Origin of the sequence: Pseudomonas sp. PDM03 (assembly GCF_014852385.1) — a bacterium.
Classification (GTDB): Bacteria; Pseudomonadota; Gammaproteobacteria; order Pseudomonadales; family Pseudomonadaceae; genus Aquipseudomonas; species Aquipseudomonas migulae.
Map to the genome: position 1 here is coordinate 138659 of NZ_JACVBM010000012.1, position 26866 is coordinate 165524.

General features: G+C 57.9%; 22 protein-coding genes. 9 read left to right on the top strand and 13 right to left on the bottom strand.

Annotated features, from left to right (window positions below; genetic code table 11):
- The 4 genes from IB254_RS17715 (at position 1) to IB254_RS17730 (ending at position 5452) form a co-directional block, all read left to right on the top strand.
- A complete protein-coding gene (locus IB254_RS17715; RefSeq protein ID WP_192418455.1) occupies positions 1 to 2472 on the top strand; it encodes an ABC transporter permease in 2472 nt (823 codons plus the stop codon).
- Entirely contained in the window at positions 2462 to 3529 is a 1068-nt protein-coding gene (locus IB254_RS17720) for a lipocalin-like domain-containing protein (protein WP_192418377.1), read from the top strand. Before IB254_RS17715 ends, IB254_RS17720 begins: the two co-directional genes overlap by 11 nt.
- Before the next feature lie 168 nt (positions 3530 to 3697).
- Positions 3698 to 4276 carry a hypothetical protein gene (locus IB254_RS17725; RefSeq protein WP_192418379.1) on the top strand — a complete coding sequence of 193 codons (579 nt, stop codon included), beginning with the start codon at positions 3698 to 3700 and terminating at the stop codon, positions 4274 to 4276.
- 354 nt (positions 4277 to 4630) lie between these two features.
- Positions 4631 to 5452, top strand: a complete 822-nt coding sequence (locus IB254_RS17730; RefSeq protein WP_192418381.1) for a VanW family protein — start codon at positions 4631 to 4633, stop codon at positions 5450 to 5452.
- A gap of 57 nt (positions 5453 to 5509) precedes the next feature.
- Here IB254_RS17730 and IB254_RS17735 read toward each other — a convergent pair whose 3' ends face one another.
- The 6 genes from IB254_RS17735 to IB254_RS17760 form a co-directional block, all read right to left on the bottom strand.
- Positions 5510 to 6457 carry a hypothetical protein gene (locus IB254_RS17735; RefSeq protein ID WP_192418383.1) on the bottom strand — a complete coding sequence of 316 codons (948 nt, stop codon included), beginning with the start codon at positions 6455 to 6457 and terminating at the stop codon, positions 5510 to 5512.
- Positions 6458 to 6657: 200 nt separating this feature from the next.
- Positions 6658 to 7596: a DUF6708 domain-containing protein gene (locus tag IB254_RS17740; RefSeq protein WP_192418385.1), complete on the bottom strand. Its 939-nt coding sequence runs from the start codon at positions 7594 to 7596 to the stop codon at positions 6658 to 6660.
- Entirely contained in the window at positions 7587 to 10310 is a 2724-nt protein-coding gene (locus tag IB254_RS17745; protein ID WP_192418387.1) for a toxin VasX, read from the bottom strand. The genes IB254_RS17740 and IB254_RS17745 overlap by 10 nt, the downstream gene beginning before the upstream one ends.
- Positions 10310 to 10882 (bottom strand): DUF4123 domain-containing protein, encoded by a 573-nt coding sequence (locus IB254_RS17750; RefSeq protein ID WP_223480498.1) that lies wholly within the window; start codon positions 10880 to 10882, stop codon positions 10310 to 10312. The genes IB254_RS17745 and IB254_RS17750 overlap by 1 nt, the downstream gene beginning before the upstream one ends.
- A complete protein-coding gene (tssI, locus tag IB254_RS17755; protein ID WP_192418389.1) occupies positions 10879 to 12933 on the bottom strand; it encodes a type VI secretion system tip protein VgrG in 2055 nt (684 codons plus the stop codon). Before tssI ends, IB254_RS17750 begins: the two co-directional genes overlap by 4 nt.
- A gap of 131 nt (positions 12934 to 13064) precedes the next feature.
- On the bottom strand, positions 13065 to 13580 hold the full coding sequence (locus tag IB254_RS17760; RefSeq protein ID WP_007919523.1) for an Hcp family type VI secretion system effector: 516 nt from the start codon (positions 13578 to 13580) through the stop codon (positions 13065 to 13067).
- A gap of 409 nt (positions 13581 to 13989) precedes the next feature.
- Between IB254_RS17760 and IB254_RS17765 the strand changes: the two genes are divergently transcribed.
- Positions 13990 to 14667: a type 1 glutamine amidotransferase domain-containing protein gene (locus IB254_RS17765; RefSeq protein ID WP_192418391.1), complete on the top strand. Its 678-nt coding sequence runs from the start codon at positions 13990 to 13992 to the stop codon at positions 14665 to 14667.
- A 116-nt stretch (positions 14668 to 14783) separates the two neighbouring features.
- Here the strand turns inward: IB254_RS17765 and IB254_RS17770 are convergent, their stop codons facing one another.
- From IB254_RS17770 to IB254_RS17780, 3 genes are all read right to left on the bottom strand, one after another.
- Positions 14784 to 16160 carry a VOC family protein gene (locus IB254_RS17770; RefSeq protein ID WP_192418393.1) on the bottom strand — a complete coding sequence of 459 codons (1377 nt, stop codon included), beginning with the start codon at positions 16158 to 16160 and terminating at the stop codon, positions 14784 to 14786.
- Positions 16161 to 16269: 109 nt separating this feature from the next.
- Complete coding sequence (locus IB254_RS17775) at positions 16270 to 17226, bottom strand: alpha/beta fold hydrolase (protein ID WP_008044917.1); 957 nt, start codon at positions 17224 to 17226, stop codon at positions 16270 to 16272.
- 22 nt (positions 17227 to 17248) lie between these two features.
- A complete protein-coding gene (locus IB254_RS17780) occupies positions 17249 to 18703 on the bottom strand; it encodes a flavin-containing monooxygenase (protein WP_192418395.1) in 1455 nt (484 codons plus the stop codon).
- A 185-nt stretch (positions 18704 to 18888) separates the two neighbouring features.
- On the opposite strand from IB254_RS17780, the gene IB254_RS17785 reads away from it, so the two are divergent.
- Positions 18889 to 19962, top strand: coding sequence for a diguanylate cyclase (locus IB254_RS17785; protein WP_192418404.1), 1074 nt, complete (start codon positions 18889 to 18891; stop codon positions 19960 to 19962).
- A 169-nt stretch (positions 19963 to 20131) separates the two neighbouring features.
- Here IB254_RS17785 and IB254_RS17790 read toward each other — a convergent pair whose 3' ends face one another.
- From IB254_RS17790 to IB254_RS17800, 3 genes are all read right to left on the bottom strand, one after another.
- Positions 20132 to 21001, bottom strand: a complete 870-nt coding sequence (locus IB254_RS17790) for an isocitrate lyase/PEP mutase family protein (protein WP_008026744.1) — start codon at positions 20999 to 21001, stop codon at positions 20132 to 20134.
- A 146-nt stretch (positions 21002 to 21147) separates the two neighbouring features.
- A complete protein-coding gene (gene astA / locus IB254_RS17795; RefSeq protein WP_008026743.1) occupies positions 21148 to 22182 on the bottom strand; it encodes an arginine N-succinyltransferase in 1035 nt (344 codons plus the stop codon).
- Between the two features lie 61 nt (positions 22183 to 22243).
- Entirely contained in the window at positions 22244 to 23260 is a 1017-nt protein-coding gene (locus tag IB254_RS17800) for an arginine N-succinyltransferase (protein WP_192418405.1), read from the bottom strand.
- Between the two features lie 543 nt (positions 23261 to 23803).
- Between IB254_RS17800 and IB254_RS17805 the strand changes: the two genes are divergently transcribed.
- Positions 23804 to 24376, top strand: a complete 573-nt coding sequence (locus IB254_RS17805) for a histidine phosphatase family protein (protein ID WP_192418406.1) — start codon at positions 23804 to 23806, stop codon at positions 24374 to 24376.
- Positions 24376 to 25131 (top strand): precorrin-6A synthase (deacetylating), encoded by a 756-nt coding sequence (gene cobF / locus IB254_RS17810; protein ID WP_192418407.1) that lies wholly within the window; start codon positions 24376 to 24378, stop codon positions 25129 to 25131. Before IB254_RS17805 ends, cobF begins: the two co-directional genes overlap by 1 nt.
- Before the next feature lie 121 nt (positions 25132 to 25252).
- Here cobF and ftrA read toward each other — a convergent pair whose 3' ends face one another.
- Positions 25253 to 26227, bottom strand: coding sequence for a transcriptional regulator FtrA (ftrA, locus tag IB254_RS17815; RefSeq protein WP_192418408.1), 975 nt, complete (start codon positions 26225 to 26227; stop codon positions 25253 to 25255).
- Between the two features lie 101 nt (positions 26228 to 26328).
- Between ftrA and IB254_RS17820 the strand changes: the two genes are divergently transcribed.
- Positions 26329 to 26757 (top strand): rhodanese-like domain-containing protein, encoded by a 429-nt coding sequence (locus IB254_RS17820; protein ID WP_192418409.1) that lies wholly within the window; start codon positions 26329 to 26331, stop codon positions 26755 to 26757.
- Positions 26758 to 26866 lie beyond the last annotated feature (109 nt).

Sequence of the window (26866 nt, forward strand, 5' to 3'; positions counted from 1 at the left end):
GTGCGGGTCTTTCGCGAGACGTTGCGGGCGCTGCTCAGCCATTGGCGGCAGCACCCGGTGCAGTTTTTCAGTGTGCTGACCGGGCTGTGGCTGGCCACCAGCCTGCTGACCGGCGTGCAGGCGCTCAACAGTCAGGCGCGGGAAAGTTATGCGCGGGCCAGTCAGTTGATCGGCGGTGAGCCGCAGGCCAGCCTCAGCGCACCCGGTGGCGGGACTTTTTCTCAGGCATTGTTTATCGAACTGCGCCGCGACGGTTGGCCTGTGTCGCCGGTGCTGCAAGGGCGGGTGACGCTCAAGGGCCATGAAGACCAGCGCTTGCAACTGATGGGCATCGAGCCGGTGTCGCTGCCGGCCGGGTCAGCGGTGGCCGGGCGGGCATTGGACATCGAGCAGATCGTCCGGTTTTTCAGCCCGCCGGGCAGCACCTGGATTTCGCCGCAGACGTTGCAAGCGTTGGGCATGCGCGAAGGCGAGCAGCCGCTGACGTTGAGCGGGGCGACATTGCCGCCGCTGCATGTTCAAACCGACATGGCCCCCGGCGTGTTGCTGGTGGATATCGGCTTCGCCCAGCAGATTCTGGGGCTGCCGGAGCAACTGTCACGTCTGCTGCTGCCCAAGGATTTCACCGCGACCTTGCCGGATCAGTTCAAAAGCCAGCTCCAACTCAAAAGCAGCGGCGAAGAAAACAACCTCTCGCGCCTCACCGAAAGCTTTCACCTGAACCTCGATGCCTTGGGTTTTCTGTCTTTCGTGGTCGGCCTGTTCATCGTTCACGCGGCCATCGGGCTGGCGCTGGAACAACGCCGAGGGCTGCTGCGAACCTTGCGCGCCTGTGGTGTCAGCGCACGGATGTTGATCGCTTGCCTCGCCGTTGAACTGGGCGGCCTGGCACTGATCGGCGGCCTCGCCGGGGTTGCCAGCGGTTACCTGCTGGCCAGCGTGTTGCTACCGGATGTCGCCGCCAGTTTGCGCGGTTTGTACGGTGCCGAAGTGGCGGGGCAGTTGAGCCTCAGTCCATGGTGGTGGCTCAGTGGCGTCGGCCTGAGCCTGTTCGGCGCGTTTCTGGCCGGTGCCAACAGTTTGTTGCGGGCGGCGCGCCTGCCGTTGCTGGCCCTGGCCGATCCGCAAGCCTGGCATCAGGCTCACGCTCGCTGGTTGCGGCGCCAGGCCTGGGTCGCGGCGATTGCCGGCGTGATCGCGTTGCTGGCGCTGATCCGGGGCGACAGCCTCGCCAGTGGATTTGTGCTGATGGCGGCGTTGTTGATCGGTGCCGCACTGGCACTGCCGGTAGTACTCAACAGCGTGCTGAACCTGACGCTGCATCGCAGCCGTTCGGTGCTCGGCCAATGGTTTCTCGCCGATTGCCGCCAGCAACTGCCGGCCCTGAGCCTGGCGCTGATGGCGCTGCTGTTGGCATTGGCGGCGAACATCGGCGCCGGCAGCATGACCGCCGGTTTCCGCCAGACCTTCAGCAATTGGCTCGAACAACGCCTGACTGCCGAGTTGTACGTGAACCCGCAAAATCCGGCCCAGGCCCGAGAACTGCAGAGCTGGCTCAAACAGCAACCCTCACTCAGCGCGGTGCTGCCCAACTGGCAGGTGTCGATCCAGTTGCAAGGCTGGCCCGCGGACGTGTTCGGCGTGATCGATCACCCGACCTATCGCCAGCACTGGCCGCTGTTGGAAGCCTTGGGCGACAACCCGTGGGACCGTCTGGCCAAGGACGACGCCTTGATGCTCAGCGAACAACTGGCGCGGCGATTGAAAGTGCATTTGGGCGACCACCTGACGATTCCCACACCGGCGGGACCCTGGTCGCCGCGAATCGTCGGGATTTACGCCGACTACGGCAACCCCAAGGGCCACCTCCTGGTCAACGTCAACCACCTGCTGCGCGGCTGGCCGCAACTGACGCCGAACCGTTTCAACCTGCGCATCGACCCGCCGTTGATTGCGCCGTTCCTGCAAACCCTGCAAGCGCGCTTCGCCCTCGATGACAGTCGCATCGTCGATCAGGCCCGGCTCAAGGGCTGGTCCACGCAAGTGTTCGAACGCACCTTCGCCGCCACTGCCGCGCTGAACAGCCTGACCCTCGCAGTTGCGGGCGTGGCGCTGTTCATCAGCCTGCTGACCCAGAGCCAGAGCCGCCTCGGACAACTCGCGCCCCTGTGGGCGCTGGGCGTGACGCGCCGACAATTGATGCTGCTCAACCTCGGGCAAACCTGGCTGCTGGCGGTGCTGACGCTGATGTTGGCGTTGCCGTTGGGCATCGCGCTGGCGTGGTGCCTGGACACGGTGATCAACGTTCAGGCGTTCGGCTGGCGCCTGCCGTTGCGGGTCTTTCCGTTGCAGCTGTTGCAGTTGATGGGGCTGGCGTTGTTCGCGACCTTGCTGGCGTCGGCGTGGCCGCTGTACGCGCTGTATCGCTCGCAACCGGCGGACCTGCTGAGGACGTTTGCTCATGAGGATTAAGCTCGGCGCGCTGTTGCTGGCACTTTTTTTGAGCGGCTGCGATGACACGGCGCCGGTTGAAAAAGGTTTCGCCGGGCTCGGGGGCGAAGCCGTCGCGTTCACATCGGTGGTGCCCGGCCGGGTGTTCAGTTTCCCGGCGGATCACGGTCCTCACGATGGCTTTCGGATCGAGTGGTGGTACGTCACGGCTAACCTCAAGGACGATCAGGGCCGCGAGTTCGGCGTGCAATGGACGCTGTTTCGCAGTGCGTTGAAAGCCGCACCCGAGGTGGCGGGTTGGGGCAATCAGGTGATCTGGTTGGGGCATGCTGCGGTGACCTCTGCCGCGGTGCATCATGCTGCCGAGCGCTATTCCCGGGGCGGCGTTGGTCAGGCGGGTGTGAGTCTTGACCCGTTCAATGCGTGGATCGACGACTGGCGATTCAGCAGCCAGGGCGCCGATCCTCTGGCGGAGCTTCAACTCAGTGCCCGCGACAAGGCGTTCGGCTACCAGCTGCGGCTGACGTCTACGCGTCCGCTGGTGCTGCAGGGCGACAAGGGTTTCAGTCAGAAATCCGAACAGGGCCAGGCGTCGTACTACTACAGCCAGCCATTTTTTCAGGCCAACGGCACGTTGGATATCGACGGCAAGGCCTATCAGGTCAGCGGTCCAGCCTGGCTTGACCGCGAGTGGAGCAGCCAGCCACTGACCGCCAATCAGACGGGGTGGGACTGGTTTTCCCTGCACCTGGACAGCGGCGAACAGGTCATGCTGTACCGTATGCGGCAGAAAAACGGCGAGCCGTATCTCACCGGCACCTGGATCGACGCGCAGGGCCAGACTCAGTTACTGCACGCCGCCGACATCACCCTCACGCCACAAGACACCGCGACAGTCGCCGGTCGTTCGATGCCGGTGCGCTGGTCAATCAAAATTCCCGCCAAGCACCTCGACATCACCCTCGATGCCCTCAATCGCAATGCCTGGATGAATTTGCGCATTCCGTACTGGGAAGGCCCCGTGCGCCTGAGCGGCAGTCACGCGGGGCAGGGCTATCTGGAAATGACCGGGTATTGAGTCGCAGCTCTCGACAGCGCGTGCCTCGAAATACTCCGACGTACCGCATCCACCCGTGCAAGAGACGGCGGACAATCGCTGAACAGCGTCTATGCTCAGTGGCACAGACGGCGCCGAACCTCGATTCAGAGCCGTCTGCTGCCATCCACCACAGGGAATGTCCCGCTTATGAAACTTCATGCTCTGACCAAAGCCATCGCCCTCGCCACTGTGCTGTCCACTGTCAGCTTTAGCACCGTAGCGGCGGACATTCCGTTGTCTGCCGTCGTTGAAGCCGATCAAGTCACGACCAAAGTCCTGGCCGTAGACGCCGCTAACCATCAAGTCGTCCTTGAAGGTGCTGAAGGCCGTGAGGTTAATCTACAACTGAGCGACAAGGCCAAGAATCTGGGTAACCTGAAGGTCGGTGATAAGGTCACTGTCGAGGTTATCCGCTCGGTTGCCGCTTACCTCGACACTGATGTCGACAAAGGTCTGCCGGGCTCTACCGAACGCACCGGAGAAATCCGCGCCACCAAAGACGACCCCAACCCTGGGGGTGAAGCCTTCCGTCAGGTGCAAGTACAACTGCAAATCACCAAAATTGATTTGGCGAAAAATCAGGTGACCTTCAAGGGGCCCCGCGGACACTCGAAAACCGTCAACGTTGAAAAGCCTGAAGTTCAGAAAAAACTGAAAGACTTGAAAGTAGGGCAGAGCGTCGTCGTGACGTATACCGATGTATTGAAAGTGACCACTCAACACTAAAGTTGAGTCTTGGCTCTACAGCTTGATCATTCCTGTACAGTTTCTTGTATAGGAATGATCAGATTTAATGGTCTAACTGGTGGGTTTAATAGTTGTCGGTGTAATATTGCAATCGACATTTTGTTAAACATTGTGTACACAAATTTCATGTTTATGCACACGGACATATCCGCCAACTTCTATTAAAATCCCTCCCGTTCGCCCAGTGTCAGGGCTCTTTACCAGTGCATGGATTGCCGAGGCCATTACACTGGGCGAACACCTTCTTCAAGTGCAATATGCACTGCATAAATCCGATAGGATGCCCAGCATTTCTTGTAAAGGATGAAAACGGCAGCCGCCGTTCTGACACGGATGAAACCTCTCTCCCTTTATCACCCGGCCCTCTACTGGCTGCGCGTGTGGCAAAAAAGACTGTTCCGCCAACTGGCGTGGCGCTTCTCCCGCAAACGTTACGCTCGCCCGAAAGACACCTTTGAGCGCTTGCCGTACCGATACCTCAAACACACCTCCAAACTGATCCGCAAACTCGGCAACTCCGATGTGCAGCTGCAACACAACAAAGTCGTGAACCTGAAATTGGCGGTGGCTTCAATAGACGGCGTGGTCATTGGCCCCGGTGAATACTTTTCCTTCTGCCGTCTGGTCGGCCGACCGACCCGAAAACGCGGTTACGTCGAAGGCATGGAGCTGTCCTTTGGTGAAGCACGCAGCGGCGTCGGTGGCGGGATTTGCCAACTAAGCAACCTGATCCACTGGATGGCGATTCACTCCCCGCTGCTGGTAGTCGAACGATCGAATCACAGCTTCGACCCATTTCCTGACGAGGGGCGCGTGCTGCCATTCGGTTCCGGGGCGGCAATCTTTTACAACTACATCGACCTAGTGTTGCACAACCCGACGGATCGGCACTTTCAGCTGAAGTTGAAAGTGGCTGAGCAGCAGTTGGAGGGGGAGTTGTTGTGTGATCAGATCCGGGCGTTTCGGTATCACGTTTATCAACGGGAACACCGGTTTGTGCGTGAAGGCGGGCGGGTGTTTCGGGAGAATGAAATCTGGCGGGATGTGAGGAGCAAGGGGCAGGAGAGTCAGGTATTGGAGAGTGCGCGGCTTTATAAGAATCGGGTGGTGGTCAAGTATGAGGTTGAAGAGAGTTTATTGGCTGAGCGTGCATAAAAAACGGGCGATCGTTTGATCGCCCGCTTTTTTATGTTGTCTGAAACTGTAACTTTTTCAGGAGTCAGCTTCTTTCTCAAGGTCGATTAATCTAGATGATGGTCCATCACACCGTAAACGTTCAAGCACGATTTTCGGCCAATGATTACGCGAACGACGGTTAGCGATTTTGTAGGTGAAATCCTGAATTAGGCTTGAGGGGTGAAAAAATAGGTTGCCCAAAAGCATTGCGACATCAATACCACTTAAGTAGTTTTTACCGTTAGCAGCGGCTTTTTTGTCAGCTATTACTTTGCGAGTATGACCAAGAAATCCCGACTGTTTAAGATTCGATGCGAGCTGAGTCTTAACGAATTTGTCGGAGTCGCTCGGATTTCCATTTTCATCAAACCAGGGGCCGTTGTTCATGTATGATCGGATGTATTCCCAAAAGCCCTTTTGCATGTCTAGCGTTTTTCCCATCGGGGTACCAAGACTGATCATCAGCGCGTTCTCAGCATTACCGAATTGGTGAACCAGTATTTCCAGAGAGGCATTAGTCATGCCCGCTGTATAAGGTCCGACCATCTGGAATTCACATGTCAGCGCTTTTAGCCCATCCCAAGGTGCGTGATACAACTCCCCATTGTTGTCATAGTAGATTTCGCGAGTGCGTCTATTGAAAATTATGGGCAGCGGTAATCGGCGAAATGTCTCCCAGAGGAAGGGAATTGCTACCAATGGCACAGCCACGATTAACCCATTGCTGGCGCCTTCATAATTGCCGGTCGCTAATAGCCATAGGGCTATTAGAAAGCATGGAATCGATCCGAGAGCCATTAATCCAGTGATGAGCCCACGGTCTGTATCTCCGCCAGTTTTTAGTGACAAAAAATGCTCGGAGTGCTCGTCGGTAATGAACAGTTCCATAGGGAGTTGGCCTGTTGACTGATCAAAACTAAGGGTTGTGGTTTTTGAGGCTCCATATTTTGTATTCGCCTGTCTTACAAGGTCATCCAGAGCCATGTGATTTCCTATTTTCTGGCAGCGAGTCGTGCGGTTGAAAAGTATCGGTAGAGGTGGCTAAAGTGTCTCCCACAGGAGTGGGGGAGGAAAAATGGTGCTCCGAACACCACTGGCGATATTACGGCTTCCCATCGGCCTAAAAGCGCTATCCACAACTCCATGCCCAGGATAGAGATGGCGGAAGTTCTTGATTTTTTCTTCTACTTCTCAATATCAATCAATCTAGTAGTGGGGCCATCTGACTGTAAACGCTCCAGCACGACCTTTGGCCACCGATTACGAGATTTACGTTTTGCAATGTTATAGGTGAAATCCTGAATCCAATGGGTAGGATAGAACATTATGTGTCCTAGAAGCATGAGCGCATCCATACCACTGAGATAGTTCTTTCCATTTGTTGCGGTTTTTTTGTCAGCGATGGTTTTTCGCCAATGAGCAAGAAAGCTAGAGGGTTTCGTGTTTAGGTTTAGTTGACTTTTCACAAAAGTATCTGATTGGCTGTGATTGCCTTTCTCGTCAAACCATGGTCCATTGTTCATGTAGGAGCGTATGTATTCCCAAAATCCTTTTTGCATATCCAGGGTTTTACCTATTGGTGATCCGAGGCTAATCATTAATGAATTGCCAGGGTCGCAAAAACGATGAAGCATTATATCTAAAGACGTATTTCCAATGCCGCCAGTATAGGGTCCGACAATTTGAAATTCGCACGCCATAGCTTGAATTCCATCCCATGGGGAATGGAATAGTTCGCCTTTTTTTTCAAAGTAAACTTCACGAGTGCGGCGATTGAATAGAACGGGTAAAGGAAGAGGTCGGCTGATTTCAAATAAGAAAGGAATTACAAACATAGGAATCGCAATGGCGAGAGATAAAGCTGCCAACGCCCATTCAGCTTCCATCGCCATCCATAGCGACAGAAGCAGTCCAAGCGGAGATGCGATGCCTGCAAGCATGCCTGTCATTGCACCCCGTTCAGCGTCGCCGCTCATTTTCAATGTAAGATAATTTTCGGTGTGCTCATCGGTAATGAATAGCTCTAAAGGGGCCTTGCCTGTTGGCTCGTCAGCCCTGAGAACTACCGTAGGCGGGGCTCCATATTTTGCATTTGCCTGTTTTATGAGGTCTTTCAGAGCCATGCGATGTCCTTGATTTCTATCGGCGGTAAAGACACACCTTCAAGTGGAGAGTAGGTCAATTGACCACGGATACGATTTAACGCTCGGCCTTCTCGGTCGGTATGATACACGCGCCTGTAAGTGGCAACACCTGGATCATTCGCTACGCGGGTGCCTTCGTGGCGATCAAAGTTGTCTCCAGTCCACGTTACCTTTTCGCGCTTGCTGCCATAGCCGAAAATACCTCCCCATATCTCTTCGCCTTCGAAAAGAATCATGTTGTCAGTTATTTCAGTTTTTCCGGGGAGTTTAAGCATCAGGTAGGTGCTTTCTACCATTCCCCTGTAGGGGTTCAGTTCGTTCAAACGGTATGCATCAAAACTGATAGGGAAAACAATTTTATAAAATTCAGTCATGGTCTCAGCATAAGTTTTTGACCAGTCAGCTGGGCTTGTGCCAAAGCGCGTGCCTTTAACCCATTTCTCTAGAGGGGTGTCTTGAGTATAAAGTCTGGCTACGACGCCGCCCACAATGATTATTGTTATGCCCACTGCTTTAAAAGCCAGGTGAGGTGCTTGGCTTACGCCTCGACCAACTGCAGCTGCTTCGCCAAATATTACTGCCGCGCGTGCAGCACGAATTGTCCGGAAAGTTTGAACATATATAGCGAGGTTTGCCGCTGACGCAACGCTTAAGCCTGCATTGATAACAGATGTATTAAAGTCCCCGTCCTGATAGGACTCAAATGCTTCCATGCCATACACGACAATATCGAATGCTGAGACAACGCTTTGTAAGCCCGCTGCTTTCCAGCTAAATCCAAGAGCATCTGCCAATGCAATTCGAGCTGTTGAGGAATTGTTGCCCGAAGATTTAACTGCTGCTTCCCAGTTTACTTCGGCGACTTTTTGCCAAACCGCTGCTGTTGCGGCTCCAAGACCCACGCCAGCACCTACAAGGTTTATCACGCCTTTCGCTGATCGTTTATCAATTAGTTGTTTTAATGCGTATCCAAAATTTACAGCGGCCATTAAAGCAACTACGCATTTTACTGGGGCTTTGTCCATTGAATCTTTACTAAGGTTGAGCAAATTTTTCAGGTTTGTCTCCGGTGTAACCATTTCAGAAACAGACGCAAGTTTTTCAGCTGCGGCTCCTGTTGTTTTTGCAGGAACAAGAATAAAGAAGGGAAGTGCGTCTTGTACAGCGGAAGCAATTGGCGTTAATTTTAACTTTTTACTCGGCACAGCTGGGCGTGTTCCCATCAAATCGCTTAGCCACTCGCCTATTTGTTTCGGGGTGGCGTTGACAGCCTCGATGCGTTGACCGCTTCGCGCCATGGCAGCACCCATGTAAATCCTTGCCAAGGTGCTTGGAGGCTTCCCGTTATCATGTAACTCGTTACCAGCAACGGGAGCAAGAGACAGGAACAGCGCCTCTAATATCGGGGCGGGCGTATGTGAGGCCAGATTATGAGCAACTTTATTAATTGCAGCGAAAAAATCTTTGACCTTGCTGCTCGCCGCAGTAGCCATGGCAGCGCCATTGTCATTAATAGAGTCAGAAATATCTAACAGTGATTTCAGCTCAGCGAGGCCCATACGCTGAGATAACCCCAACAAGGACCAAATCAACCAAGAGTGTCCTTCTTTTCCTTTTTCAGGGTCAAGTGCTACAGCCAGAGCCTTGGCGCTGATGCTGCAGCCAGCAGGTCCCAAGCAAGCTGCTGCAAAGTTTTTCTCCAGCTCAACTCGAGCCTCCGGTTGGGTAATATCATAATGGCCTGCCGCTGTATCAAGAGTGGATGGGCCCTTGGTATTAAATGTTTGAAGCCAATCACTCCAAAGTTGGGTTATCCGCCGAATATCGTCCTTGTTTCTGGACTCTTCAGTTTCCTGCTCCTTCCATACCTTCAGAAGCTCGGCATGGCGGGTCATTGAAGGCAGTTCTTGTTTAATTTTAGAGTCGTTATCGCTTAGTGATTTAAGCGCACCAGCAATAGCCCAATCATCGCTGCGTTTTTGACGAAGATCGTCAAACGCAGCTTGTCTGGCTCGTGTCATCGCGGCCAAATCTTTCCAGACACCCCACGCATCATCAGCAATGACATACGCCTGCTGCTCGCAACGCTGCATAGCCTGCAAGGTTGGCTTCCATTTAGGCGCATTTTGGGTAGATGACTCACAACTCCATTGAAAACCTTCCGGCTCTTTATAGTCGCCAATGAAGTCATAAATGCCCTCTGCTTTACCGCTGGCTGGGGCGGCGCCAGGTGTGAACGCTCGCATCACCCGCGTGCGCGTGCTGGCTTTTGATTTAGCCGCCGCGAACTGTTGATCGGTCCATTGGGTTGGCGACCAGGCGAGCATCGCCGGTGTACCAGCTGGCAGCATCAAATATGGTTTTTTACTCTTGTCGATGACTTTGCCGCCGCGAGCGGTTTCTTGCAGCATCGTATTTTCGACAGTGAACTCGACCAGCTTTGCCGGGGAGGTTTGCCATACGTACAGGTGACCGTTGCGGAGGAAGCGCGCGACATAATTCAATGGCTTGCCACGAGTTACCGCATTCTTGTCACCCAACTCGGGAAAGTTGCCGTTAAGCGGCGGCAAATTCATTGCGCTGACATCAAGGCTGGGCGTTGGGCCAATGGCGTAACGTAGTGGTATCACGGCGGTGAGTAATGGGCAGCCGGCCGGTTTGAATTCTGCTTTTGCTGGCGCAGGTTGGGTCATTACACGACTTCCTGTGATGTATCGGTATCAGGTGCCAATGCCTCAAGCAACGGCCAGGTTAAAACGATCTGCGCATTGATGCCGCTATCGTTGGGGGCACAATCTTCCTTGGGTTTTTCATTTGCCCACGCACGTTTCGCAGTGCCTTCATGATTGACCCACACGCAATCAATCCCATGCCAAAAGCCGATTGGCCAGACTGCGCCTGCGAGCCACGCTCGTCGTATCGGTGCTGCGTCACCGAGGCGCAGCCAGAACTCTCTTCGATCCGGGGAGTAGATTCGGATTCGTCGCTGTAACGTATTGAATACCTGGCTAGCCGATTGCTGGGTTTGCAGCCATATCCCGTTACTCAGGTTTCCATCCGCATGCGACCACGCCTGATAAGCGGGACTACCCATCGGGGCGTCGAGCAGAATGGGGCCGGCTTCGGCAATGGGTTCGTAAGGTGTTCCGAGTAGCAGGGGCATCGGCTGGTGGCTTGGGTAGTTTTGATAGAGCCAAACCACTGCATCTTCCAAATGCGCACCATCCATCAGCAGAAATCCATTGCGGCCATTGATGTTGGTCATTTGTGCGCCTCTTTCGCTGCTTTTGCTGCCTCACATACTTCACAGACCCCCGAAGGTGTCTGCCTGAACACCATGTTCTGTTTTACCAATGCCTCGATAGGCATGCCTGGCTTATCCGCATCCGCCTGCTTCAACGGCCCCGGCAATATCGGCGCCGCCCCCGTCCCGCTGCCCGGTCCGCCACCGGAGTTCATGTTGATCGCCGGGCCGCTCAGGGTGACGCCGCCGGCATCGATCTTGATGAAGCTGCCGCCGCCGATCAGGGTCAGTTCGCTGCCGGCTTCGAGCACGATTTTCATGCCGCTGCTCAGGTGGATTTCCTGGCCCGCGTCGATGAATTGCCCGGTGCCGATCTTGATGTGCTGGTTCACGCCCACGGTCAGGTGGTCGTTGGCGCGGGCTTCGACTTTGCGGTCTTCATAAACGGTGTGGTGTTCTTCGGCCTTGAATTCGCTGTAGCTGTTCTTCTCCACGGTGTCGTGGCGTTCGTTGCCGACGCGGATCTTCTGGTCGTGTTCGACGTTTTCATCCCAGTCGCGCTGGGCGTGGAGGAAGATCTGTTCCTGGCCTTTCTTGTCTTCGATGCGCAGTTCGTTGAAGCCTGCGCCACCCGGTGAACTCAGGGTTTTGAAGGTGGTGCGGGTCTTGTTCGCCGGCAGGGCGTACGGGACGACGTTTTCCTTGTGGTACAGGCAGCCGCTGATCAGCGGCTGGTCGGGGTCGCCTTCGAGGAACGTGACGAGCACTTCCATGCCGATTCGCGGGATGGCGATGCCGCCGTAGTGAGCACCGGCCCAGGCGGAGGAGACGCGCAGCCAGCAGCTGGTCTTGTCGTCGGCCTGACCTTCGCGGTCCCAGTGGAATTGCACTTTGACGCGGCCGTACTGGTCGCAGTGGATTTCTTCACCCTTGGGCCCGGTGATCACGGCGCTCTGGCTGCCGAGAATGCGCGGTTTCTTCTGCGTCAGCGGCGGGCGGTTCGGCACGTCCCACGGAGTGGCCTGGAAGCGGTTGCGATAACCCTGATGGAAGTCGTCTTTCAGGTTGGTCGTGCTGCTGGTGACCGACTCTTCCAGCACTTGCGGCTGTTTGCCTTCGTGCAGGACTTCGGTCAGCAGCCACAGGTCGTTCCATTTAGCTTTCGGGTGTTGGGTCAGGGCCAGGAAATGGCCGCTGACCAGCAACGGCTGATCGCTTTTGCCTTCGGCCAGCTGGAAGTCGCTGCGATGACGTTCGAGGGCACGTTTGGCCAGGTGCTTGCCGCGTTCGCGGTCGATGAAGCGACCAGGGTAATCGTAGTCTTCGAGGTCGGGCAGGGCGTCGCCACGGTGTTCGCTTTCGAGGTTGATGCGCGGTTTTTCGAAGTCGTAGTCGCGGCGGGTGATGCGGCTGGTGCGAGTTTCCAGGCGCAGATCGAAGCGTTTGATCACCGGGTCGCTGGCGACCATGCCGGAGTCTTGCTGATAGGCCACGGGCGCGAGTTTCGGGAACACCGTCTGGTCATCGCCGAACACCAGTTTGTGGGCCGTGGCGCTGTGCTCGAAGTGGTAGTGGATACCTTCTTCCTCGCACAGGCGCTGGACGAATTGCAGGTCCGATTCATCGTACTGAACGCAGTAGATGCGCTCGGGATAAATCGCCCCGACTTTGAACTGGTAGGCATTGCTCTGGATGCCGTGCTCTTCGAGGACCAGGCCGATGATTTTCGGTACGGTGAGGTTCTGGAAGATGCGCTGGTTGATGCGGTGCGCGAGGTAGGACAGTTGCGGGCGCAGGGTCACCGCGTAGCGGGTCAGGCGTTTGCCGGAATCACCCTGGGCGGCGCGATAGATCTGGCCATGAATGCCGCTGCCGTCGGGCGAGAGCTGCAAAAAGGCCGGTTTGTGCAGCAGGCTTTCGAGGTCCAGGGACGGCTTTTCACTGACCAGTTCCACCTCAAACACAAACGGCTGGCTGATGGCTTCCCGACCTTGCAGGGATAAAACCTGGAAGTCGCTGGAAAGACCTTCGATGGTCAGGGCAAAGTGAGTCTGATTGGCCGGCGCGAACATCCCTTGTTCCTCGTGCTGTGGAGCGGCGTTCGTCGACAACCGCAAAGCGGATCAACGCACGCGAAATTCTGGAGGGGCGTAAACAACATCGACCAGCAGAGCTGGCCGATGCTTGTAACGATCAGCCGTAATTAAACGACTGGAGCACGCCAGTCATCGGAACCCGAAGTACCGGATACTTCGTGGGTCCAGGTGATTTTGCGGTAGGTGAACTGCACTTCTTCCAGGTGGGTGAAGTGCGAGTTGCCTGGATCCTGGCAGTTGTGCATTTTGTTGTTGATGGCGACGATGATCGCGTCTTCCAGTTTGGTGGTGTAGTAGTGCTCTTGAGTACCTTGAGCCGAAGTACGGAACCACTGGATAACGATTTCGCTCATGCGCTCGCCGGAGGTCAGAGCAGCTTGCAGCAGAGGCGAAGCCTTGTCGTAGACCTTGGTGATCACGACTGGCTTGTGTACGCGCTGACCGGTCGGTTGGCCGGATTGCGGGTCACGCGGGATGATCACGTCGTGGCTGAAAGCCTGAACCATGACCTGGTCTTCGTGACCTTCCTGGTAGGTGTTGCCAACGGAGTCGGCAGTGAAGGCGCCGGCAGTGATCAGGCCTTGTTTTTCGCCAGTGACGGACATGTACGCTGGTGTTGCCATGGATGCTCTCCTTGCTGAATAAATAAAGGTGCCCGGGAGGCGGTATCGCCCGGTGGGTGCATGACTGTTATCAAGGTCCGTGCCATAAACGATAAAAGCCATATAAAACAAAGCTTTGAGAAGGTTTTGCGACTGTTTTTGAAACGCCACGCAAGGATCTGTGCGTAATGTGCGCAAGAAGTTGCGCAGCACTGCGCAACTTCTTGCGCACTCGGCTGGAGGCCCTGATTAGCCGGATGTTGCGCAGTGAAGCCGGAGGATTTGCTCGGTCGATTGCGCAACTTCTTGCGCATCAAGGCGGTTAGCCATCACTGAGAGAACCCGTGTAACAAGTGCAACGAACTGCGCAGCCGGGTGGTCAAAACTGCGCTGAGATAACCGTACATTTCCCACATTCAAGGAGCGCGACATGAAAATCCTGATGGTTTTGACGTCCCACGATCAATTGGGCAATACCGGTAAGAAAACCGGCTTCTGGCTGGAGGAATTCGCGGCACCGTATTTCGCTTTCAAAGACGCCGGCGCTCAGCTGACGCTGGCGTCGCCCAAGGGCGGCCAGCCACCACTGGACCCCAAAAGCGATGAGCCCGATGCGCAGACCGCTGCGACGGAGCGTTTTCGCAAGGATTCCGCAGCCCAGTCCGCATTGGCGTCCACCGCGTTGCTCGGCAGCGTGCGAGCCGAAGATTACGATGCGGTTTTCTATCCGGGCGGGCATGGCCCGTTGTGGGATCTGACTGAAGACAAGGTTTCGATCGCATTGATCGAGGCGTTTTACAAGGCGGGTAAACCGGTCGCTTTGGTCTGCCATGCGCCGGGCGTGTTGCGTCACGTCAAGGGCGCGGATGGCCAACCGCTGGTCAAAGGCAAGCGTGTGACCGGCTTCACCAACTCCGAGGAGGAGGCGGTGCAACTGACCAATGTGGTGCCGTTTCTGGTGGAGGACATGCTCCAGGAGAAGGGCGGGATTTTTTCCAAGGGGGATGACTGGGCGAGTTATGTGGTGACCGATGGTCTGCTGCTGACCGGGCAGAATCCGGCGTCGTCCGAGGCGGCGGCTGAAGCGCTGCTGACGAAGCTGAAATAGGTACAAAAGTCCGCTACAAAACCTGTAGGAGCCGGCTTGCTGGCGATAAGGCCCTTAAGAGCAATACAAATCCAAGGGCCCCATCGCCAGCAAGCCGGCTCCTACAGGGGTGGTGATTAACGGAGTGTTGCGAAGCATTCCTCGATCGAGCGCCGTTGCGTCTCGGCATACAACCCCAACTCATCGATGGTCGATCGTCCCAGGGCTTGCTCGAATGCTTGCCGGTTCGAATGCTCGCCGTAGTGGGTTTGCGCGGCATCCCCCAGGTTTGACTGGAAAATTCCCGCCGCGCTGACCGGCAGGAAATCTTCGTAAACCAGCGGTTCAACCCGCAAATAGCCTCCGCTGAGCAGATCTTCCAGAGACGAGGATTTAAGCGCCTGCGCTCCCACGCCTTTCTCCGTGACGAAATAGCGAAAGTACGCCAGTTCCTGTAGTCGCATGCCCTCGACAGTGTCAGGGAATTCGCTGAAGTGCTGCGTCATCAGCGCGTTATAGCGTGCGGCGTTGCCTTCGTTGGGGAAGTCCCCGAGTTCGTCGCGAGCAGCATTGAGCAAACGGTCATACAGGGCTCGTCCTTTAGGTGTGAGCGCCGCGCCGCGCTGCTCGATTTCACCGAAACGGGCACTGTGGCTGCCGCGACTTTCGGCTTGATCGGTGAAGGCGACAGGCTCGTCCAGCGCCTTGAAACTGGTCTGGCGCAACAGGATCGGGCACTGCCGGCGGGGCGGGCCTTCGATCACCGCTTTAGGGGTGATGCCGTGGGCCGGCATTTGCGCCTGCACGATGTCGATGTCGAGTGTGCGCGGCGTCAGGTGGTTGATGTGCGGGCCCTTGAACGCCACCACGTCGGCGATCAGGCGATGCTGAGCGCTGAGTTTCTGGTACTGCTCGGCGGTGACCGTCGCGCTGTGGTGCCAGCGGAAGGTTTCCAGCGCTTGCTCGACGAAGTCCTGGGCCTCGGACTCGGTGAGGCCACCTTCGGTTTCGGCACGATCAATGAGGTTCAATGCTTTTGGCGTGAAGATCGAGCGCTTATTCAGCACCGATTGGGCAAAGGCGCGCAGTTCCAGGTCTTCGATCAATTCCAGACGCAGCAACGAGGTGAACACTCGAAACGGGCTGACCTGCAGTGCGGCTTCATGCACAGCGCGGAACGCCGTGGAATGCACCGGCACGCCGGCCGGGGTCAGGTCGTAATAGCCGACCGGTTGCATGCCCATCACCGCAAACAGCCGGGCGAGGGTGGCCAGTTCAGCGGCGGTGCCGACGCGGATGGCGCCATGACGCTCCAGGTCCAGGCGCTGGATTTCACCGGTGCTGTTCAACTGTCGGGCGATCTGCGGATCGCTCTCCAGTACATGGCGGTTGGTCTGTTCCACCAGTTCCATCAGCGCGCCGTACAGCGGCACTTCTTCGCGGTACATGTCGGACATCGCTTTGGAGAAGCGTTGGCGGATCAGGTCAGGGCTGACAAAGCTCGGGTGGCTCATGAAAAAATTCCTGGCGCGGTGACGTAAAGGATGCGGAAAAGATCGCAGCCTTCAGCGCCGCCGACAAACGAAGAATCTTACGGACTTCATTCTTCCAAGGACTGCTTGCTCAATGCATCCTCTGGTCCTGAGGGCTTTCCGAGCGTTGGGATGCCAAAAACTCCCGATATAACCGCGCCGTGCTCCCTGGCTCTTCGACCATCGGCATATGGCCGATGCCGTCCCAGATTTCTACACGCAGATCCTCGATGCCTTTGCTCCAGATCGCCACGCTACTGACATCGATCAAGCGGTCCTTGCGCCCCCACAGCAGCAGCGCCGGGCACTTGATGTCGGGCAGTTTTGGCTCCATCGGCGGGCTGGCGCGGAAGTCGCTGAAGATTTCTGCCAACTCATCCCGGGACTGTTCATAACGCTGGGCGATGGCGTCCAGCACCACGCCGGGCACCCACGGTGGTTCGGCCATGGTCATGGCGTAGAAGCGCCGGAATTCTTCTCGGGAGTGAACCAGGAACGGGTTGTGCCCCTGGGCCAGGTGGCGTTCCAGGTCACTGATTTCGGGGGCGGTCACGCCGGCCGGGTCGATCAGCGCGACCGACGCGATGCGCTCCGGGTAGGTGGCCGCGAGCCAGGCTGCCATGTAGCCGCCCATCGAGTTGCCGATCACGTGGACCTTCTCGACGCCGCAGACGTCGAGCAACTGGATCATTCGTTTGGCCTGCAAGGGAATGTCATAACCGCCGCCGGCCTTGAAGCCGGTTTCGCCATGCCCCGCGATATCGGGGATGATCACCCGGTAGGTGCCGACAAAGTGCCGGGCAAAACGCAGCCAGATATTCTTGTCGGCGCTGTAGCCGTGGAGCATCAGCACACTGCTTGACGCTTCATAAGGCCCGCCTTGCCAGGTCGAGACGGTCATTTCGGCGATGGGCACGACGATTTTGTGTAGCCGATACAGCTTGGCTTCGGCCGCCATGTTCAAGTCATAGAGCCAATAACCGATGGCCGGGTAGCTCAACCAGCTCCAGGCCGCGAAAACCGCAATAGCAACAACCAACAAAAGCATCAGGCGTCTCCCTTCTCTCTGATCAGGACAGCATGTGATCGGCGGGTTTCAGTGCCCGGGTCAATCGGTGGTAGCTGAAACTGAACCCCGGAAACATGGCGATTACATGACCGCTCTTGCTTTGATACCAACTGTGGCAGCCTCCTGACTTCCATACAGTGCGTTCCATCTCCCGGTGGATCATTTCAGTGTAGGTACGTTCTGCCTCGGGGCGTACTTCGATGCTGCGCAAACCCTGTTCTTTTAACGTGCGAATGCAGTCGAGGATGTAATTCATCTGCGATTCGATGATGAACAGCGCCGACGTGTGGCCGATGCCGGTGTTGGGACCGGTGACGATAAACAGGTTGGGGAAGTCCGGCAGGCTGGTGCCGAGGTAGGCACGAGGGTAGGTCGCCCAGAAATCCCTGAGTTGCTTGCCGTTTTTTCCGCTGACCGGGTAGGAAATGACCCCGTCAGTGGCGTCGTAACCGGTGGACCAGACGATCAGGTCCACGTCGATGTGCTGCCCGTCCTGCATGACAATGCCGGTTTCGTCGATGGCGGCAATGCCTTGCTCGCGGCTGTGCAAGGTCACGTTGTCGCGGCCGAGTGCCGGGTACAGGGTGCTGGAAACAATGACCCGCTTGCAGCCGATGGCGTAGTCCGGTGTCAGTTTTCGTCTGAGTTCAGGGTCAGGCACTTGTCGTTTGAGGAAGCGCAGGGCGTGTTGCTGGACCATGCGGATGGCCGGTTTCGAATATTTGAAGGCAATCACCCGGGTTTCGAATTGCCAGTAGATCATCCAGCGCAGCAGCTTGTAGGCGGGTTTGAGGCCGAGCAACCAGCGCTGGAAAGGCCCAAAAGTGCGATCGCCCCGTGGCAGCACCCAGTGCGGTGTGCGCTGGAACACATGCAAATGCGCGACGTCCGGAGCAATCGCCGGGATTACCTGGGCCGCGCTGGCGCCACTGCCAACGATGGCGACGCGTTTATGCCGATAGTCGTAGGCGTGATCCCAATGGTTGGTATGAAAAGTCTTGCCCTGAAAGCGCTCCTGGCCCTCGAAGCGTGGGACGACGGGCTGACTCAGCGGCCCTGTGGCGTTGATCAGGAACTGCGCGTAGAACGTGCCTTTGCTCGCGGTGTGCACCGCCCAGCGTTTGGCGTCGTCGTCCCAGTCGACGCGTTCGACGTTCGCCTCCAGTTCCACCCTGTCGCGCAGGCCGAATTGCTCCACCACGTGCTGCGTGTAGCGGTGCAATTCGGCTTGTTCGGCGAACATTTGCGTCCAGCGATAGGGCGCAAAGGACAGCGAATACAGCGGCGAGGGCACATCGACGGCGGCGCCGGGGTAGGTGTTCTGGCACCAGGTGCCGCCGAAGAAGTCCCGACGTTCCAACAGACGAAAATCATCGATGCCGGCCTTGAGCAAATTGATCGCCGCGCACTGGCCGCCGAAACCGCTGCCGATGATCAACACTTGGAAAGTCTGCATGGGCCTCCTTTTTTCTCGTTATTTGCCTCTTCAGGTATAGCCAAACATTCGGGGCTCGCCTCCTGTCTATACCGCGGTATTCAGACTGCTGGCCGGTGATGGCTATTTGACGTTGCCCTGTTAGACTTCGAGCACACCCGCAACCCCAGGTGTGATCAGGTTCCGTTCAGCGGTACAGAGGCCTTATGGGAAAAACGGGAGGAAAAGGACTTTCACTGGCCAGGAGGCTCTATGCATCGCGAAGCCTGGGGCTAGCCGCGGGACTGGTGTGCGTGGCCGCCGCGATGTACCCGCTCGATCCGCCATTGTGGGTCTGGGCGATGATGCTCTTCAACGGAATCTTCTGGCCACACGTGGCCTACCAATGGGCGCGTCGGGCGAAGGTTCCCTACCACGCCGAACACCGTAACCTGCTGGTCGACGCCTTTCTCGGCGGCTTCTGGGTCGCCGCCATGCAATTCAATCCGCTGCCCAGCGCAACCACCATTGCCATGATGGCGATGAACAATGTGGCCATTGGAGGTTTGCGATTCCTGCTGGTGGGCACGGTTGCGCAACTTCTGGGCGTTTGCGTCGGATACTTTCTGTTTGCGCCGGCCTTCATTCCTGAAACCAGTCAACTGCAGCTTTACGCCTGTTTACCCTTGCTGTGTCTCTATCCGTTGGCGCTGGGCTGGATCTGCTTTCGCCAGGCCACCACGCTTGGCCGGCAAAAGCGCGAATTGCTCGCCCTGAGTCGCACCGATAGCCTCACCGGCCTGCTCAACCATGGTGCCTGGAAGGACCAGTTGGAAGTCGAATTCCAGCGCTGTAAACGACAGAATCGGGGTGGGGCTATTGCGTTGATCGACGTCGATCACTTCAAAGCCATCAACGATACCTACGGGCATGTCGCCGGCGATATCGTCTTGCGGCAGTTGAGCAAGGTGCTCAAACAGAACCTTCGGGCGACTGACGTGGCCGGCCGCTACGGCGGTGACGAGTTCTGTGTGATTCTCCCGGACCTTGCGCTCGGCAGCGCCGCGGCGGCCATGGATGCCCTGCGGGATCGTTTTGCCACCCTCAGTTACGAACAGAGCCCGGCGCTGAAAGTCAGCCTGAGCATCGGCCTGGCCGCTTTCACCCTGGCGCACACAGACGCGACGCTCTGGCTCAACGACGCCGATCAGGCGCTTTACCAGGCCAAGACCACCGGCCGCAATCGGGTCATCTGTAGCGGCGAGGGCGAACCTCGTCACGAACTGTTCGACCCGGTTTGAAAGCCTGCACAAATCCCTTGTAAGAGCTGCGATTGCCGGCGAAGAGGCCGTCAGTTCTTCATTGGCAGTTACACCGCCATCGCCAGCAAGCCGGCTCCTACAAGGACTGTGCAAATCCCTTGTAGGAGCCGGCTTGCTGGCGATGGCGTCAGAACGGCTCACACAGTAATTACTCTTTAACGCTCATAAACTCTTCTGCCCAACGGATGTATTCCTCAGGCTGCGTATAGGTATGCGTCAGTTCCGTAGCGCTCAAGTCCGAGGTCTGGGTGAGGATCTGCCGCTGCTCGCGCAGGCTGTCGTAAGTCGCCTTGATCGCCGCAAAGTAAGCGCCATGACCGTCGATGGTGACCCGCACGCCCAGCTCTGCCAGACGTTTGTCGTCGCGCAGCAGAGGGTTGCCGTAAGTGACCAGCATCAGTGGCACGCTCAGGTGTTCGGCGATCTGTTCGAGGTGGTCGAAGTCGCGCACGCCCACCATGCAAATCCCGTCCGCACCGGCCTTCTGGTACTGCTGGGTGCGGCTGATGATTTCCTGCACCGGCAGGATGCCCGCGTGGGTGCGGGCGATGATGGCCATTTCCGAGTCGACCCGGGCTTCCAGCGCTGCGCGGATCTTGCCGACACCTTCGGCGACGCCGATCAGGTCGGTGGACTTGCGGCCGAATTGCGCCGGCAGCAGGGTGTCTTCGATGGTCAGGGCGGCGATGCCGGCACGCTCGAGCTCGACGATGGTGCGCATCACGTTAAGTGCGTTGCCGTAGCCATGGTCGGCGTCGGCGATCACCGGCAATTGGGCGACACGGCCGATGCGAGTGGCCTGCTCGGCGAACTCACTGAGGGTGATCAGGGCGAAGTCGGGTGCGCCCAGCACCTGTAGCGACGCGACAGAACCACCCAGGATCCCCACTTCAAAACCCAGGTCCGCGGCAATGCGTGCCGACATCGGGTCGAAAACCGACGCGGTGTGATAGCAGGTTTTGGAAGCGAACAGTTCACGGAAGTTACGGCGCAAATCTTGATGTGAAAGCCTGGACATATGAGTTCCACCAATGGAATGGAAGGGCTTGAGCAGAAGTGTCAACGCCGAAAAAACAAAAGGCTATCACGCTAAGGGGGGAAGAATGATGACGAATTTGCAGAGCGGGCCTGATCGAAACCGCCATTGAGAGGCGTGAGGTTGCTTCAAGCCGCCGCAGCCTGCTGCTGTTGATTGAGCAGCGGCACTGCGCGTACCGAGTTGCCGGGTTGCAGTTGCAAGCGTTTGGCGGTGAGCCGGTCGACGATCAGGCTGTTGCCCACCCGCCTGGCGGGGGCGGCGGTGATGCGGCAGTTTTCCAGTCGGCGGTTGTGGATCAGCCAGACCGGCGCCTGGTCGTCTGGCGTGCCGATGACCAGCGATAGCGCCTGGCTGTCGCGCACCGTGCGGATTTTCGACAGCGGTGCTTCGATGACCGGGCCGGCGTCGAAGATGTCGATGTAGCCCTTGTGCGTGAAACCTTCGGCGGTGAGGATTTTCAATGCCGGTTCGGTATTCGGGTGAGCCTTGCCGATCACGGCCTGGGCCTGTTCGGTGAGCAGGCAGGTATACAGCGGTTGGCGTGGCATCAGTTCGGCAATGAACGATTTGCTGCCCAGCCCCGACAAGTGATCGGCATGGTTGAAATCCATCTTGAAGAAGTGCCGGCCCAGGCTGTCCCAGAATGGTGAGCAGCCTTGTTCGTCGGCGCTGCCACGCAGTTCGGCGATGAGCTTCTCGCCGAACAGGTGCGCAAACTCGGCAGCAAACAACAAACGCGCCAACGACAACAATCGACCATTGCTGCCGTGGCGTTGATCGTGACGCAGGAACAGGGAGCAAATCTCCGATTGCCCGGTCATTTCGTTGTTCAGGAACAGTGTCGGGATTTGCCGCCGGATGCCCAGATCCGGTGACGCACTGACTGTCAGTCCCACTCGATAGTTGTACCAGGGCTCACGCAGGCCAACGGCCCCCGTCAGGGCGCTGACACCCACCACTTGCTGATCGTCGTCTTCGAGCACGAACAGGTAGTCGGCATCGGCGCGTTCAACCTGTTCCGCGAAAGTCCGTTGCGCCCAGCGCACCCGGTGCGCCAGGCGGTCCTCGCTGGCGGGCAGGGTGGTAAACCCGGGGCCGGCCTGCCGGACCAGCGCCAACAGGGCGGGCAGGTCGGTGATCTGGACCGGACGGACAATCATGATGCAGCTCCTTCTACGCGCAGGCTCGAGCGCTGTCGTTGGGCACTGGATGCGAGGATGCTCACAGCGCGATCACCCGGATCGGGCTGCCGTCGGTGACATTCAGTGCCTCGCACATCTCGGCGCTGAGGACCACGGGTTGCCCGGCGGTGTAGTCCAGATCGGCGACGATGGCGCGATAGTTTCGCAGTGAATCGTTGCTCACCAGGTAGCGTCCGCGGGCATCGATGGTCGAGCCCGGTGTGGCGGTGCCATTCTGGCTTTGCGCGATAGAGCGGATGTTGGCGAGCCGTGCATACAGGGTCGGGCCGCCGTCGAACAGGTCGATGTAGCTGTTGGTCTCGAACCCCTCGCGTTCAAGGATATCGAAGGCCTCCTGGCCGTCGGGGTGAATACGGCCGATGCAGTCCCGCGCGGCCTGGGGCAGCATCGGCACGTAGATCGGATATTGCGGCATCAGTTCGGCAAGAAATGTCCGGCTCTCCAGTCCGCAAAGCCGCTCGGCCTCGGTGTAAGGCAGGTCGAAGAAGTGTTTGCCCAGTGCATCCCAGAACGGCGACCGTCCTTCTTCATCGCTGAAGCCGACGATTTCGGTGATGACCGCTTCGGCAAAGCGCGGCAGGTGCGCGGCGATGAACATCAGGCGCGCCCGTGACAGCAATTCGGAGGACGGTGTGCGCACCAGTGCCGCATCGATGTGAAACCCGCGCAGCAAGGTGTGGCCACTGAGGTCGTGGCACAACGAAAGCGCCGGCACGCCGTGCTCGATGTTCAACTCTCGCGAGGCGCTGGTGAAATGCCGGTTGCGCAGGCTGTAGAAGGGTTCGCCGAAACCGGCAGTGGCGAGGATTTCCGAACAGCCGGCGAGGCGCCGGGTGGTCAGGTCCTCCAGCACGAAGAAGTAGTTTTCCGGGCCATGTTGTTGCACGTTTTTATCGAACGAGGCGCAGGAGTCGAGAATCCGCTCGCGCAAGCGTTCGGTGTCGTCCGGCAGGGACGTCACGCCGACCAGGCTTTCTTGCGCCAGTCGCTGCAACTGGGGCAGGTCGGTTAACTCCACTGGGCGTAAGACCAGCATGGATGCACTCCTGTATCAAAGGGTTCGGCGGTTGGCACGAACCTGACTATCACTGTCGGTTTCCACGCATTGAATCGGCGGTCGCTTGATGCTGTTTGGCAGGCGCCACTCTTTTTCTTTTCCAGTCAGTCGCTGCTTGCCGCAGGCAGCGTCATGCTGACACTGTCGGTCGGGTTCTGGGTGCGGAGGCGGTGGTGCATGTTGCTGGAAGCGGGCATCCGGGCTCCTGCTGGATGAGGGTGTTGTTTACATTAGCCGTGGCGGCAGTATTTATGGAACGATCGCTCCATGTCTAGTGAATTTTTGCTCGGCCATTTCTGGCCCCAAGATAGGGCGAAATGCCCGTATGTCGGGGGCTACACCAAAGTCGATCAGCCTTGTAGGTCCTCGCTTACAGGGGGGTCGGAGATAGCGGTTTTTTAAGGGCGACAAGCGTTGGCAAAGGGTAAAACGAAACGCCCCCAATCGTGTTTCTTACGGCACAATTGCGTGATTGTTGGCGGCGTGACGCCGTTTCCCTTTCCTTTTACCGAGTGATCCTTCGTGCAGGCGACCCGTTTGACCCTGATGTGCCACGCTCGAACCGTCGCACAGAAATTGGCGCGTTTTCCTACGGATGAGCCGGTGGAGATGGATTGGCAATCGGCAAGAGGTTCGTTGGGTTCCCGACTCAAGAAGGCATCGCGCCTGTTCTGCGGTCCAGAATTGCGGACCCGGCAAACCGCCGGGTTGTTCGCCGATGACGTGGAGATTGTCGAGGCGCTGAGGGAGTGTGATTTCGGGCGTTGGAATGGCTTGCGGATCGACGACCTGCAGCAATCCGAACCCGAGACCTTGCAGAGCTGGCTCGATGATCCGCATTCGGCGCCTCACGGTGGCGAGTCGGTAGCGCAACTCGGCGAGCGGGTGGCCGCCTGGCTGAAAACGCTGGAGGCAACACCGGGGCACAGCGTTGCCATCACCCACCCTTTTGTCATTCGCGCGGCGCTGACCCATGTGCTGCAAAGTCCCGCGTTCAATCTGATCGATGTCGAACCGCTGTCAGCCATCGAATTGCGCTTCAATGGTCGCTGGCGCTTACGTGTATTGGGCACAGACCTTGAGGGAGCCTGTTGATGAAAAAACTGATGGTCATCGGCATCGGTGCCGGCAACCCCGACTACATCACGATGCAGGCCGTGAAGGCTCTGAACCTCGTCGATGTATTTTTCCTCATGGACAAGGGCCAGAGCAAAGACAAACTGATCGACCTGCGCCGTGAGATTTGCCAGCGCTACATCACTGATCACACCTACCGTTTCGTTGAAGCCCACAGCCCGGAGCGCGAACGCGGAGAGGTGGACTACAAGGCCAGTGTGGAAGACCTGAACCTTGCCAAGCAGCTGACCTTCGAACGGCTGATCAATGAGGAAATGTCCGACGGCCAGTGTGGCGGATTTCTGGTGTGGGGTGATCCGGCGTTGTACGACAGCACCATTCGGATCTTGCAGGCGATTCTGGCGTCTGGCCGCTGCGTTTTCGAGTTCGACGTGATCCCCGGTATCACCAGCGTTCAGGCATTGGCGGCCCAGCATAAAGTGCCGCTGAACCGGATTGGGCGCTCATTCGAAATCACGACGGGCCGTCGGCTGGCGGCAGGGCAGGTGAGCGATGCCGACAGCCTGGTGGTGATGCTCGACGCGGAAGATTCCTACCATCAGGTGGCGGATCAGGAGACAGAGATTTACTGGGGGGCTTACCTGGGGACACCGGATGAAATCCTCATCAGCGGCAAGCTCAAGGACGTGGCGGATGAGATCGAGCGAGTGCGCAAGGCGGCGCGGCAGGCTAATGGGTGGATTATGGATACGTACCTTTTGCGTAAGCCATGAAGCCGCCTTCGCGGGCAAGTCGGATCGCCGCACCGCTCGCTCCTACAAGGAATACATAATCTTTGTAGGAGCGAGCGGTGCGGCGATCCGACTTGCCCGCGAAGGGGACCTCAAACACACCTCAAATCTTCGCTTCAATCTCCCGCCCAAACCTCTCCCGATACACCGACGGCGGCACGCCGACCACATTTCGAAACGCCACCCGGAAACTTTCCACCGAGCGATAACCACACTGCTCGGCGATCTGGTCGGTGTTTCTGCTCGTGCTCTCCAGCAATTCACGGGCCCGCGCCAGGCGTTCATGCTGCAACCACGCTTTGGGCGGCATGCCTGTGGCTTCGGTAAACCGACGCAGGAATGTCCGTTCACTCATGGCCGCCTCGCTGGCCAGATCGCGGACCTCCAGCGGTTCATGCAAACGCTCCCGAACCCACTGCATCACGCGGGAAAGATCGCTGCGCGGCGTAGGACTGACCGGCGTCGGAATGAACTGCGCCTGGCCGCCGGTGCGTTGCGGCGACATCACCAGCCGTCGTGCCACCGAGTTGGCCACTTGGGTGCCGAAATCCCGTGCCACCAGATGCAGGCACGCATCGATACCTGCAGCACTGCCCGCCGAAGTGATCAGTTGGCCCGAGTCGACGTAGAGCACGTCAGGGTCCACCAGAATGTTCGGGAACCGCGCCGCCAGTTCCGAGGTGTAGCGCCAGTGCGTGGTGGCACCGTGACCGTCGAGCAAACCGGTCGCCGCCAGGACGAACACGCCTGAGCAGATCGACAGCAACCGCGCGCCCCGCGCATGGGCCTGGCGCAGGGCGGTGATCAACGCTTCAGGCACCGCAGCGTTGCGATCACGCCAACCGGGAATGATGATGGTTCGGGCGTCGCCGAGCAGTTCCATGCCGCCATCGGCCAGCACCTGAATGCCGCCCATGGCGCGCATCGGGCCCTGATCCACGGCGACGATCCGGTGTTCGTACCACGGGAAATCGAACTCCGGTCGCGCCAGGCCAAAGATCTCCACGGCGATGCCGAATTCGAAGGTGCAGAGGCCGTCGTAAGCCAGAATCGCGACTAATCCAGGGCTGGGTTGCATTTGGCGGAAAATTCCCGGTAGGTGTCTTGTGCGCCACTTTAGCCGCAAGCGCACGGCGGATAAAGTCTTCTCACACCCACTGACACGTTGGAGTACCGCTCATGACCAGCCTGGTCCGCAACATTCCCGCCGCCCCATCGGCGATTGCCCTGATGCATTTCAGCAACCGTCTGACCTTTGAAACCGATTGTTCCGACGTCCACGGCAGCCAGCAGGCAGGTGAAGTGGATTTTGTGTTGGTGGACGTGCGCGGTCCGCTGGCGTTCGAGCGTGGTCATGTGCCGGGCGCGATCAATCTTCCGGGGCGACTGCTGACCGCTGAAGGGGTGGCTGGCTATGCCAAATCCACGCTGTTCGTGGTGTATTGCGCCGGGCCACATTGCAATGGTGCCAACAAGGCCGCGGTGAAACTCGCGGCGCTGGGCTACCCGGTCAAGGAAATGATCGGCGGAGTGACCGGGTGGCTGGATGAAGGGTTTGAGTTGAGCACTGAGGTGCAACGGCCAGCCACCATCGGCTGCGAATGCTGATGTAAATGCTTTTGTAGGAGCCGGCTTGCTGCGGGCGGCGTTCCGACGATGGCGACCGTTCAGGCGATGAACATGTCGACTGAACCACCGCCATCGCCAGCAAGCCGGC